The 13,769-nt window shown below is 35.1% G+C and carries 8 protein-coding genes; all 8 read right to left on the bottom strand.

Going from position 1 to position 13,769, the window contains the following annotated elements:
- Complete coding sequence (locus FGM02_RS06150; RefSeq protein ID WP_243739361.1) at positions 1-1,395, bottom strand: arylsulfatase; 1,395 nt, start codon at positions 1,393-1,395, stop codon at positions 1-3.
- A gap of 10 nt (positions 1,396-1,405) precedes the next feature.
- Positions 1,406-4,039, bottom strand: coding sequence for a glycoside hydrolase family 2 protein (locus FGM02_RS06145; RefSeq protein ID WP_139957428.1), 2,634 nt, complete (start codon positions 4,037-4,039; stop codon positions 1,406-1,408).
- A 34-nt stretch (positions 4,040-4,073) separates the two neighbouring features.
- Positions 4,074-5,603, bottom strand: a complete 1,530-nt coding sequence (locus tag FGM02_RS06140; RefSeq protein ID WP_139957427.1) for a sulfatase — start codon at positions 5,601-5,603, stop codon at positions 4,074-4,076.
- Between the two features lie 59 nt (positions 5,604-5,662).
- On the bottom strand, positions 5,663-6,571 hold the full coding sequence (locus tag FGM02_RS06135; protein WP_139957426.1) for a sialate O-acetylesterase: 909 nt from the start codon (positions 6,569-6,571) through the stop codon (positions 5,663-5,665).
- Complete coding sequence (locus FGM02_RS06130; protein WP_166461138.1) at positions 6,561-8,024, bottom strand: sialate O-acetylesterase; 1,464 nt, start codon at positions 8,022-8,024, stop codon at positions 6,561-6,563. The genes FGM02_RS06135 and FGM02_RS06130 overlap by 11 nt, the downstream gene beginning before the upstream one ends.
- A 78-nt stretch (positions 8,025-8,102) precedes the next feature.
- Positions 8,103-10,400 (bottom strand): beta-galactosidase, encoded by a 2,298-nt coding sequence (locus FGM02_RS06125; protein ID WP_139957424.1) that lies wholly within the window; start codon positions 10,398-10,400, stop codon positions 8,103-8,105.
- Between the two features lie 114 nt (positions 10,401-10,514).
- Positions 10,515-11,645, bottom strand: coding sequence for a hypothetical protein (locus FGM02_RS06120; RefSeq protein WP_139957423.1), 1,131 nt, complete (start codon positions 11,643-11,645; stop codon positions 10,515-10,517).
- Positions 11,645-13,606, bottom strand: coding sequence for an FAD-dependent oxidoreductase (locus tag FGM02_RS06115; protein ID WP_139957422.1), 1,962 nt, complete (start codon positions 13,604-13,606; stop codon positions 11,645-11,647). The genes FGM02_RS06120 and FGM02_RS06115 overlap by 1 nt, the downstream gene beginning before the upstream one ends.
- Positions 13,607-13,769: the final 163 nt, after the last annotated feature.

Here is a 13,769-nt window from a genome sequence, read left to right as displayed (position 1 = left end):
TTAATTATTTAATTCAGTAATAATTCCTAACATTTTTGAAACCATCTTAGGGTTCTTAACAGCAATATTATTCTCTTCACCAAGATCTTTAGACAAGTCATACAATTCAAAAGGAGCTACTTTTGCTGGTGCTTTTTTAACAGCATTGTGATGTATCAAAACTCCTTTAAAATCGCCAATACGAATCGCTTCTTTTGTGGCTCTCCAATCGGTATATTTCCAATACAAGTAGGCTGCATTTTTCTGTTCTTCTACTTTTCCTAAAAGTGTAGGTAAAAACGAAACTCCATCACATTGTTCTGGCAACGGTTGTTTTGTTAATTCGGAAGCAGTAGCCATTACATCCCAAAAAGCACTTGGCAAAGCTGTTGTGCTTCCGGCTTTTATTTTTGAGGGCCAATAGGCTAACATTGGCGCTCTAATTCCTCCTTCATATACATCTCTTTTTTCTCCTCTTAAATTCCCATTAGAATTCCAAAATAATGAATTATGTCCACCTTCATGATGCGCTCCATTATCGCTGGTGAAAATGATCAATGTGTTTTTGTCTATTTTATATTTTTTAAGAATTTTTACAATTTCTCCTACCTGACTGTCTAAATGCTGAACCATTGCAGGAAAAGCTGCTACAGGATTTATAACATCAGGAGTAGGCTCTGGATCTGCATAATATGTACCGATCACATTTTCAAACTGAGGCAGTTTTTTTCTCCATTTATCATGTAGTTTTTTAGGAGCATGCATGGCTGCATGCGGAATAGCCGTAGGAATATAACAAAAGAAAGGTTGTTTATTTTTTGCATTTTCTTTGATAAAGTCGAATGCATGATCCATAATAATATCATGTACATAAGTTCCTTTTTTAATCGCTACTTCTTTTCCATTATGAACCATTTTTGTAGGAAAATAGGTATGTGCTGTTGTTTGTGTTTTCCATCCATAAAACTCATCAAAACCTTGATTTAACGGATTCCTATTGTCTTTAGACGTCGTATCTCCTAATCCCCATTTTCCATAGGCTCCTGTTTTATAACCTGCATTTTTAAAAATCTCAGGCAAATTTGTCATGGCCAAATCCATTCCTGGCTCTGCTTTGGAGTTTCCCGTGATAAAAACATGTGCCGGATTTTGTCCTGTCATTAATACGGCTCTAGACGGACTGCAAACTGCATTTCCAGAATAGTGATCTGTAAATTTCATTCCTTTTTTTGCCAACTTATCTATGTTAGGCGTTTTAAATTTTGTTTGCCCATAACAACTCAAATCACCATAACCTAAATCATCTGCTAGGATATATATTACATTGGGTTGGTTTTGTGCCTGTGTATTTGTTGTAAAAATTGCAGCTACAAAAAACAACTTTGCAAGCATTACTATTAGTTTCTTCGTTCTCATTTCTTTTTACTTATTTCCCTTTTGGATTGCTTCTTAACTCCATTAATGCTTGATCTTTTCCCACGACTTGTAAACGCAACATTTTTATCTCTTCTTGCAGTTCTTTTATATTATTAGGCAACTTTTCTTCTTTTATTTGTTGAATGGTAATCTTGTCTTTTAGAGGTACTTTGGACTGAATCAAATACGCATTGTCATAAAATAATTTCATTCCTGCTGCTTTTGACTCAAAAACAATTTCATCAGATTTTAAGCCTTTTACAAAAGCTCTTACTGTAATTTTTCCTGGTTTGGTCGTTGCTTTTATCAAAGCTGTTGCAATTCCAAAAGAAGATTTTGCTGGGTTCCCTTGATTTTGAGTTCCACCAATAATTTCTGCAGGCCCTTCCACTTCAAAGTAAACATACTCTTCGGCCAGAACTTTTTTCGCCCCATTTCGGTCGACGATAGTTGCTCTAACAGGGATAAAATCTGACCCATCGGCTATTAGATTTAATCCTACTTTATCGATGCTTAATTTTAATTTTTCAGATCGTTGTGCATAGGCTTTTGTATCCTTTACAACCAATTCTCCATTGATAAAACCTTCTGCAATCATATATCTAGAAGCGCCACTTTTATCGCCTTTTCTATGTCTTATTTCATCTAGAAAGAAAACATCCTTAAAAATAAATGGTGGATGTGGTAATCCAGCATATTTTTTATCGGCACTCGGCTTTAAGGTTCCATAATCTTTACCCATCCAAGTCAGTTTTATTTCATCGCAATTGCTATAAATTAAAACATCTGCAGGTGACAATTGCGTCAATTCATGCGTATTATAAATCATAGGACCTGTATGAACTCCATTTAATGTATAATCGGCATTATTCTGACTTTGATACAAATAATAGGTGTAACGAGGTAAACGCAAAACATTTAAATGTCCACCCCAAAAAGGATCTGGATGGTAGCCTCTTTGATGATCTATAGCGGCCCACATGGCTCCTCCAATACGAACCTTAGCTGTTTGAAATCTTTCAGAAAGGTATTTCGCTTGTCGTAAAGACTGATCAATCATGGCTTTTTCTCCCCATTCTCTTTTTACTCTTACAATAGAATTGTGCGAATACCAATCATCAACCTCTCCTCCATCACCAAACTCTCTATTAAAAGAATTCACCTTTTTATCATTTCCATGGTAATAAACATCCAATCCTCCTTTTTTAGCTTCGTGGTAATCGGTAACCGTAAACATTCCTGGAAAAGGATATTCTGAATGCGCAGCTTTGTGCATATTATGCATGACATGCCCCGGCTGTGTTGGTGTTTCATTTAGTGCCGTTTCCCATAATAATATAGAAGGTCTATTTCTATCTTTACGAACTAAATTATGCGTGTCTTCGTACAAACGATCTTCAAATATTTTTTCTTTAAAATTAAAAAAATGCCAACCCGGATTTGCCGTTGTTGTTAACATACCTAATTCATCACAAGCATCATAAAAAGCATCATCTTGCGGATAATGTCCTACTCTAATAATATGGCTTCCTCCTTCTCTTAATAATTTAACATCTCTATAATGGCTAGAATTAGGAAGGGCATTTCCCACATAAGCATAATCTTGATGGCGATTAACACCTACTAATTTTTTGCCTATAAATTTTTTATTCACAAACAATCCATCAGGCCCTTTCATTTCAAACAAACGAATTCCAATTCGTGTTCGAAATTGATCTACAATTTTTCCATTTACAATAATATCGGTTCTTACAAAATGTAAATAAGGATCTTCAGGGTGCCATAAGCGAACGTTTTTTGCCGTAAATTTCTTAGACAGTTGTTTGGTTTTCCCTGCGGAGATAGTCGTTGTTTGATGTACAGTTGCAATTACTTTTTTAGCTGCATTTTCTAAAACAGATTTTACTGTAATCTTTTGGGCTTTATTTGACTCATTAGAAATTTCAGTCCGAATTTCCAATTTTGCATCTGTACCGTTTACATCCAAGGTTCCTATAAAAACACCTCCACCAGCTACTGTTTTACTCAATTCAGAAAGTGTTACGTGTATTTTACTTGTAGTTATCAAATAGGTATCACGGTAAATTCCTCCCAAATAACTAAAGTCTAAACCAGATTGTTGTTTACCTGGAGGGTATAATTTACTATCACTGTTATCCGCTAAAACAGCCACTACATTTTTTTCATTATCCTTTACAAGCTTAGTAACATCAATAGCAAAAGGAAGGTAGCCTCCAAAATGTTCTGCAACTTGTTTTCCATTGACCCAAACTTTAGCAATTCCCATTACAGCTTCAAAATACATAAAAACTTTTCCTTCTGAAGTGCTTTTGTCTATCTTGAATTCTTTACGATACCAAGCTTTGCCTTGGTAATTTCTTCCGCCACTTGCATTTTCACCTACTATTTCTAATCCATGTGGTAAATTAGCTGCCTCCCAATCGGAATCATCAAAATCTACCGCAAAAGCTTTGGGTACATCTCCTTTAAAAAATCGCCAACCCGGATTGAAATTAAAAACCGAACGGGGACTATTTTCGACTTCAAAAAAACCAGCGGTTGAAAATGTATGCTGACTGAAAATATTTGTGCTTAAAAAACAGATGAATAACACACTGAAATACTGTAGACCTTTATTTCTCATAGAATTGAAAAAAATGATTATTTTGAATTTTAAATTAATAGTCCAAAACTGAATTTGGAGGTAGCGGCACTTTGTTTTCTTTACGCCAAGCAATCAATTCCTTCAACATTTCTTCAGTAATATTTACGTTTATCTCTGCCAAGTTTTTCGACTCTGAAGGATCAGCAAGCAAATTGTACAATTCCAATTTTCCTGTGGCTAAAAACTGAATCAGTTTGTAATTATTTTTTCTAATAACGGAACAAGTCCCATGTTTCCACTGACTGGCAACATGCCAAAACAAAGGTCTATCGGTGAATTCTTTTGTCTCTTTTTTAAAGATTGAAGTCACCGAATTCCCATCCAAAACTCCTTTATGATTATCAATACCCGCAACTTTCATTAGTGTAGGAAATACATCCAAACAAGTGACTGCGGCAGCACTTCTTCTAGGAACTACTTTACCTGGCCAATTGACCATCATGGGCACTCGAATACCTCCTTCATAAATATAGCCTTTGGAACCTCTTAATAATTTATTATTACTCTGTCCTCCATTGTAACCATTATCAGATGTAAAAACAATCATGGTATTTTCTCTCAAGCCATTGGCATCTAAATAATCAAGAATTCTCTTTATATTATCATCTACAGATTCTACCATGGTAGCATAACCTGCTTGATGAATTCTTCTTTTTTCATTTTTATGATTTCCTTGACCTAAAAGCGTATCTGCTGGTTTTGTCAAATATTTTTGTAATAATTTTTCACTTCTTGCTCTAACCGGAGCGTGCACAGCATAATAATTTAGGTTGATTAAAAAAGGTTCTGATTTATGCGCATCCATAAACTCAATGGCATCATCTGTCAAACGATCTGTTAACCAATTATCTGTTGGTTTTTTAGAAATAAACGGATTATTAAAGGGTGCCCAATAACCTCCTGTGACACTTTTATAGCCTCCTACTTCAAGAGCAGGATCTCCACGATACGTACCTCCAACATTTTTCAGAAACCCTCTTCCTTTTGGATAAAACTTTTGTGTAAATGGCTTTTTGTGTTCTTCAGCCCAACTATAATCTCCTGGATCGGGTTGCGATAATTTTTGTTTCAATGGAAAGCTCATTTTCAATTCTTCAGTTGGATTGGGCCCTACAATATGCCACTTGCCTAAATGAATAGATTTGTAACCAGCCTCGGCCAAAGGCTCTGCATAAATAGGATGTTCTTTTCCTACTGTCCAACGCGAAAAAATATTTTCTTCTGCCGTTCCCTTTTCCAAAACAGGCACCGTATACACACCTGTTCTAAAAGATTGTTTACCGGTAAATATGGCTGTTCTAGAAGGCGAACAAGTTGGGTACATATAGGCATTATCCAACACCAAACTTTCCTTAGACAAAGCATCTAAATTTGGAGTTTCAAAAAAGGAAGATCCATTAAAGCCCACATCGGCATAACCTAAATCATCTACTAAGACAAAAATAATATTGGGTTTTCTGTTCTTTTTTATTTCTTTTTTACAAGAAACAGCAAGCAAAAAAACGACGACATACAGTAATACACTCCCTAATTTTTTCTTCATTTTATTATATTTTAGTATTTCCTATTTTTTTTCAATCAACAATTCACCTATTTAACGCATTACTTTTCGATATTGAATTTCATGAACTCTTGTCCAAAAGCAATTCCTAATCTTTTTTGTCCTTCACAGTTGTAATGTAAATTATCCGAATGTTTTGGAAAATCTGTCCAAGGAGCCTTTGCCACAGTTTCAATTATTGCCACCTTTTTGTCTGATTTTGCAACAGCTAACATAGCAGCTCTTACCAAACCAGGACCCTCTTTAAATTTTCTTGGCAGCACATTTATTTGTCCAATTACAAATGGTAAATTTGGCGCATTCAATTCTTTTCGGTAGGAGGCAATTAGCTTTTCTAAATTACTTTTATAAGAACGCGCGGTACTATTTTTATTTGTATCTCCTTCTCCTTGCATCCAAGCCAAACCGATAATTTGATAGGCTCTTTTAGCCTTTTTCAATTTTGTCAATTGATTTTCGATATTTGTTACATGCTCTTTAAACAATTGCATATTTTTCCGTTCATCACCTCTTTCAGCTTCATTTGCTTTTTCGGCCGTCCAGTTAGGATTCCAAGCTCCGTATAATGAAGTTCCTCCCACTGCTTTTTTTATCAATAAGAATTTTTTAGTTGGATGCGCTTCCGCTAAGGTCAAACCTATAAATAATTCAGGTCCGAAATGTTTTGGAAAAGGATATTTTCCTTTTGGTTCTGTGATAGAAAAAGATGCTGACAATGCTTTTGCTGGAAGTTTGCTATTGTTAGAACTACTCACAAAAACCCGATCAGAAACAGCTTCAATTCTTTTGACAAGCTCCTGATCTAATTTATCAAAATCGCCATGCCCTACCATATTCGACTGCCCTGCTAACAAGACTACCTGCAAAACAGCTTCTTGTTTTTGAGCACAAGCAAAAAGGCTAAAAACAAGCGTTAGTAAGAAAATACAGTATCTCATTCTAGTTTTCATTTAACCAATTTAAAACTGCATCTGTCACTTCCGCAGGAGCTACTTGATGACCGCCACTATGCCTAAACATTTTTACTATAGCATTGTGCTTTTTCAAGGTTTTTTCATCAATTTCATTCCATTTATTAGCTCCTTTGTCATTTAAACCATTGACCATAGCCACTTTCAAATTGTCTTGATAATCCAAATCTTGAAACTCTTTTCCTCCAAGCCAACCTCCATATGCAATGATACCTGCAAATTTGTCTTTACGTCTTGTTGTTAGGTTGTAAGCTCTCATAGCACCACCTGAAAAACCAGCTAAATAAATTTTATTTTTATCATGAGGAATATTTTTAAAAATGGCGTCCAAGACTTCATCTTCCATTTTTTTCTCTCGCTCCAAATCCTTCATTCCATTTCTCAACTGATCACAGCCCACTAAAATCCAGCCCATTTTTTCAGCACTCGATTTCATTTTAGCCAACATTCCATCTCCCTTTCCATTGGGGCTAAAAGAAACTATGATTGGCAACTTTTTAGATGCATTAAAATTTGTTGGCGTATACACATGATAGATCATATTTGTTTCTCCTTCTGCTTTAAACTTACCTGTTTTTCCTGGCAACAATTGATCTATGCTTTTAAAAGCAGCTGCCTCCAATTTTTCTTGAATTTCAAAAAAGGAGTTTGCAAAAGCAATTCCTAATCTTCGTAAACCCTCTGCATTGTAATGCACATTATCCAAATGTTTTGGAAAATCTGTCCAAGTGGTGTCTGTAGAAGTTTCTACCAACTTTGAATAATAATCACCGTTCGCAAATTTCTGCATGTTTAATCGAACCAAAGCAGCTCCGCCTTCCACTCCGTATCTTGAATTTATTTGCCCAAATACAAAAGGCATTTCAGGACTTTTTAAAGTAGTTCTGTACGACCTTACCAAACTTCTTAAATTATTTCGATAGTTCTTAGCGGCCACTTCTAAAATAGCATCATTTTCTCCTTGCATCCAAACCATTCCAAAAATTTCAAAGGCCCTATTTTGCTTTTTTAAAGCATTCAAGTTCTCCTCTATATCTTGTAAATGCAAGGCATGTAGCTTTAAATTCTGTTTGAAGCTACCTTTTTCTATCGCCTTGGCTTTTTCAGCATCCCATTTCGGATTCCAAGCACCATACAAAGCAGTTCCTCCTTGAGACCGTTTGATCAACAAAAATTCTTGATTAGGATATTTCTCTGCCAAAGTCAACCCAACCAATAGTTCTGGTCCAAATTTTTTGGTGAAATTTCTCTTTTCTGTAGGTTTACTATCTCTATAGGACAACGGTTTTGCGGCATTTCCGTTTTCACTTAACAAAACTCGACCCGCAATTTTTTCTATTCTTTTTTGAAGAGAAATATCTAGTGCATCATAATTACCACCTCCGGCCATGTTAGATTGCCCTGCCAATAAAACGACCTGAATAGGATTCATTTTTTTTTGCGAAAAACCAATAAGACCAATGCTACAAAAAATTACTAGAACCCATACTTTTGAAAACTTCATGGCTATTTATTTTTTGGTTATTTCTACAAAATATGCTTCATTTGGTTTTAATGTTGGATTGCTACTTGTTGCAATTCCTTTGATTAAATCTTTACAGATAATTTTTGAAGCTCCTTTCAATTGGATGTTCAGCGTTGCATCTGATTTTCCAACATTTACCACAGACAACACATTGTTTCCTGCTTTATTTTGAGTTACTTTCCAAACACAGGTTTTTGTTCCTACCGCATTTGTCTCTGTTATTGTTACATCAGATATGTGTCCTTTTTGACCTAGAATTTCAAATGATTTTGTTTTAAATTCTTCAACAGTATTTATTTGTATAAGCTGCCCTTTACCTGCTTTCAATTTCCCTAAAGAATTTCCATATTCATCCTTTTTCAAACTTTTGGAGTCTAACAAAACAATTCCCCCTTTGTTTAAATAATCTTGCAATGCTTTTAATTCTTGTTTTGTTACGAATTGGGTATCATGAACCAAAACCACATCCCAATTGTTAGGCTTTTGATTATTTAAAATATCTTTCGTTACAAAACCTAAAGGAACACCGTCAAAATGCAGGCTTTCATACAATTCAAAAATATCGTCCATATGTTTTGCTTTGTTAATAGCCGAAGTCTTAGAATAAAAAATTCGCAAAGGTTTTCTTTCACGTTGCAAAGACATAATATCCTCTCCAAAAGCATTCAAATCAATTAAAGTCATTGCCACTTCATTGGTAATTCGAGGCTGTTGGTTGTTAGACCCTGGATAGCCTTTCATTTCTTTTTTAAAGTTTACTGAACCATCTTCTTTTCTTGGCCAAAACCAAATCTGACTAGCCGTCATACCATAGGTATGTGCCAACCAAAACGTAGCTCTTGCATATTTAGGGTCTTGGTATAAATCTCTAGACCTACCTGTAGATAAATAGTGTAATTCGGAATTAAAATTAATTTTGTTAGGGCTCACAGATTTCATGAAATCAAACCCCATACACAATTCTCTCCAATCAAAGGCATAGTGCGCTTCCCATTCATAAGGATTTTTTCTCCAAATTCTTTTGTGTTCTGCTCCTGAATCATTTCCTATAATTCCGCTTAAACTTGTCAATGCTTCTAAATCAATTCCATGTACCCGTGCATTATCCGTCCATAAATTTGGCATAATTTTCAAGTGTACCTTTCCTTCTTTATCATACTTTTGAATCTCAGTTTTCATAAATCGGTACCATTCTGTAACTCTGTACATATTAAAAACAGCCCAATCGTACCATTTTGCAGAACCTTTTAAACTGATGTCAATAGGAATGGCAATTTGCACATCGTCAAATTTCTTAAAACTAGTACCCCAAGCACTATTTAAAGCCGCAATATTCTGATGTTTTTCAGACAACCAGACTTTAAATTTTTCAATAGTAAAATTAGACACACCGCCTGAAGCCCAAGGTAATTTTGACTTTGTTGCGTCTGTATGTGTATAAAAATGCGGTTCATTACAAAGCATATAACCAAGCTCTGAAAATTTCTTACCGGCAGTATGTGGAACAACAGCAGCTATTAAATTTTTCTGAATTTCTCGCGCTCCTGGATTGTCTATATCATAAGTGGTATAGGTATCTTCACGCATTCTAAAATTAGGTCCATATTTTTTTTCTGCCCACTTAGGAACTCCTTTATGATTGAAAAAAACAAAACCTAAAGACCCTGTATTTTTACTTTCTAATTCAGCTTTTTTTCTAGATTGAAGATCTCCTTTTTCATTGATGACATAAGAAGGTGTCAAGAAAAAACCATCCTGGTTACCATGGTATTCTGTTAAGTTTTTTGACTTAGGCTTCCAAGTATAATCGGCTAAAAAAACAGGTGTTTTGTTATATATTATTTGGTCTTCCTTAACAAAAGCTTTTTTCCAATCTACTTTCGGACTTTCAGTTCTAAAGACTTTTTTTTCTAACAAAAGCGACAAATAATCTGTGGCTTCGTCTAACATCAAAATCACATCTTTGCGTTCAAAACTTGGCAAATCTTTCGCCATTTTAACAGCATCCTTTTTATAAGATTGTACTTTTTGAAAAGCCTCTGTATTTATCTTCTCATTTTTCTCATCCCAATTGGCAAATTCTAAAAATATTTCAGCCGTACGAATGGTGGTCTTTTCTTTTAAGACATCTATTCCTTTTTTCTCAGCTTTCTCTATTAATTTTTCTAAATTTTTAATTTTAGAACTGGCCTCTTTTTCTAAAGATTGTGCGAATCCTGTTAAGGAAAAAACGAAACAAACTAAAAAAACAATTTTCTTGGTATAGGACAAATAACGCATCATGATTCAGTTAGAATTTTAGTGAAATATTTTTATAGTCCAAAAAAAGACCAAAAGCCATCTAAATGTGTTCCTGAGCGTCAATAATTAGTCTGCAAGGGTTATTTTAACTAGGCCCTAAAGCATTCCTTTGTGTTTATTGGCAAATTGCTGTACTGCTAAATTTTGTTCCTTGTTCAATTTACGCTTCTTTAAAAACCAATAAGCTCTTCTTGAAATTAAGATATTTTCATTTTGAAGTAATGGCAATGTTTGTTCTATAAGTACACTTGAATTTTCATTTTTTCGAATCATCAAATCGAACAACAAACTGATTACTTGATAAGATTCCGATTGTGAAAAATAAACACCAAAAGCATCGTAAAATTCTTTAGAAGCCTCTAGATCTGTTGACAAAAAGGAATCCATAAGCACCGTTTTTTGCAATGTATTTGCCTTAGAAAACAATTTTTCCATGGAACTAAAATAGTTCTCTGGTGTGATTTTCTCGAAATAATTAATGCCGAGTTTTAAGAACTCTTTTGAAGTAAGGGCTTGACTTACCACCAAGTCGTGAGAAATTATATCTTTGGCTTTTCTAGCTGTAATTTGTTCTAAAGCAAATATTTTATACGCTTTATTACTTCCTTTTAAATACCTGTGTAATTGTGCTAAATTCAACTTGGTATCGGTCATATTTCTAATAGTCGAAACCACTCCTCCGTTCGCCCAATACCACAAAGTATAGCAAGTCCATACCGCACCTTCTACCACAGCGTTTTTGTCAATAACCACAGTGGCACCAGACAAAGCATCAGCAGCGTTGGCATGCGAATTATCAACCAATTCATCTTTATAAAATTCCTGCAATGGTGAATTTAGATCCTTTAATATTTGATCCATTTTCAGATAATCTTCTTTGGTAAATGGTTTCCCTTCGTTTTTTTCTAACTCGGCACCATTTCGCATTTCAAATTTTTTGTAGCGTCCTAATTCATCCCAGTGAATTCTGACCGTTACTACTTTGCATTCTTTAGAACCACACAACACAGACTCAACATCCATATAATAGGTACTCTGCGGTTCAAACCTACTGGTTGCTTCCACTAAAGTACATTCCAAAGGTTTTTCAGCACTCACCCCCGGATGAATAACTGAAATAGCGTGTTTGATTAAGCTACCGGTAGACTGAGATTTTCCTACTCCGTATAACCCAAAGAGTATACAAAGTAGGAAAATACTAGGTTTTATGTTTTTTAAAGTATTCATTAAGATTCGTAACAACGTACTTCAAATAGTTTTACATCTGGATGCCCAAAGGTTTCTTTTAAATTGATACGAATAGCCGTAGTTTTTACCTGATCGAAATCAAATTTTATCAAACGAGCCACATTTCTTTCCTTTTCACCAACTTTTTTCCAAGAACCATTTACTCTTACTTCCAAATCTAACACTTTTAACAATTCTGGAGGTACTGTATCTATAAATGTTTTTTTTAGATGATCAGAAAGAGGCTGCTTTCTCATCGTAATATTCTTGTGTAAATTGGTATCACACTTAATTTCTACTTTTGACAGTTTTATTGGTTCGTTCCATTCCATTTGAAACTTCGCATTTAAGCCATCAGACATCCAGTGGTTTATTTTCCCATCAATATCTCTAGAAATACCATTGATCACATTTTTAGCGGAACCTGATTTTGTAGAGGAACCAAAAATTAGACTCGCTTTTTTCGCTAAATCTTTTGGATCATTGGCAACAACGTTAGGAATGTATACATCATCACGCATTAATTGTTCTTGCAATTCTTTCATGTATTTATGACGAACCTCACGAGGTGTAATTCCTTCACGCACACAAATAGTTGCTGCTGTTCCAACTGCCTGCCCCATTAAAGCACAAGTTCCTTGAATTCTGGTAGATGACAAAGCAATATGCGTCAAACTAGCATTACGACCTGCAAACATTAAATTGTCAATATTTTTTGAATACAAAGAGCTAAAAGGCACTTCGTACACTGTTTTAAATTTTTCATGGAAAAAACTTGGGCGTTCTTTGATATCCAAAATTCCTCCTGGATTGTGCTCATCTAACGACCAACCTCCATAACCAATGGCATCATCGTAATGTCTATGTCCTGTCAAATCTGTTTCCGACAATACATGATCACCAATAAAACGTCTCGATTCTCTTCTTCCGGGGAAAGACCCTACCCAATCCAATGCATAATTCGCTGATTCTGGAAATTTTCCTGAATTTTTAATATAATCCCAAACACCATGTAGATATCCCATTAAATCGTGTCTGTTACTATCTTGTACTTCAACAATATCATGATCACTACCTAGTTCTACCCACCAGTAACCATCCACAAAATTTGCGATTTTTCTTTCATGGTGTGCATTATCTCCATCGTATTTTTTTGTAAAAGCCGGCGGATAATAAGGCATTGGTCTTCCGTAATTTCTACCTTGTAATAAAATAGAAGCTCCCATCTGCCAACCATCAGCAACATCTGGTGCATACTTTTCATTAAACTCTGCTTTTCCTTCTCTTCCAGTTCTGTACAATGCTCCGGCTTTGGCGGCCATCAATCCATCTCCAGAACAATCAATAAAAACGGGTGCTTTAAAAGTAAATTCCGTTTCCGTAGTCAATTGCCAACAACGTGCAGAAACAATTTTATTTCCTTTCATTTCCGCATCAATTGCTTGTGTATTTACCATCACCGTTAAATTCGGTTCTCTGGTTACATAATCATAAACTATATGATCCCAAACAGGATAAGATTCTTGTGGATTGTAAGCTCTATTTTCAATTAAAATTTCTTCAACAATTCCGGTTTCACGTTCAGCCAAACCTGTTGCCAAACGATTGACACCGTTTACGGTTACACGTATTTCACTAGAAGCATTTCCACCTAAAACAGGACGGTCATTTACCAAGACTGTTTTGGCTCCATTTCTGGCTGCCGCAACCGCTGCCGGAATACCTGCCATACCCGCACCTATTACTACTACATCATATTCCACTGTTTTTTTACGAGATGGATGTGCTACTTTTTTACCGGTTCCCAACTGATGCCATTGTTCGTCTCCACCATGTCCTTCACCAACAGATCCTACAGCAACTCCTTTTGTTGTTCCATCGATAGATTTGCAAGCTATAGGCAATAAACTTGTTGCTACAGCTGCACCAGCTACATTTCTTAAAAAATTTCTTCTTTTCATTTCCGTGTATATTTTTATCTGTCTTATTTTTTGAATCTATTACAAGCTTAAAAAGCAACTCTACTGATTTAACTTCTCAACAAATATGCATTCTAAAATAAAAAAGTATGTTCTTGGCGGTTTATTATTTGTTCCTATGGGTAATAACCCACTGTAATACAAG

The sequence above is a fragment of the Flavicella sediminum genome (assembly GCF_006381105.1).
Classification (GTDB): domain Bacteria; phylum Bacteroidota; class Bacteroidia; order Flavobacteriales; family Flavobacteriaceae; genus Flavicella; species Flavicella sediminum.
Note: the sequence above shows the minus strand (reverse complement) of the source record. Positions and strands in the feature narration are given on the sequence as shown.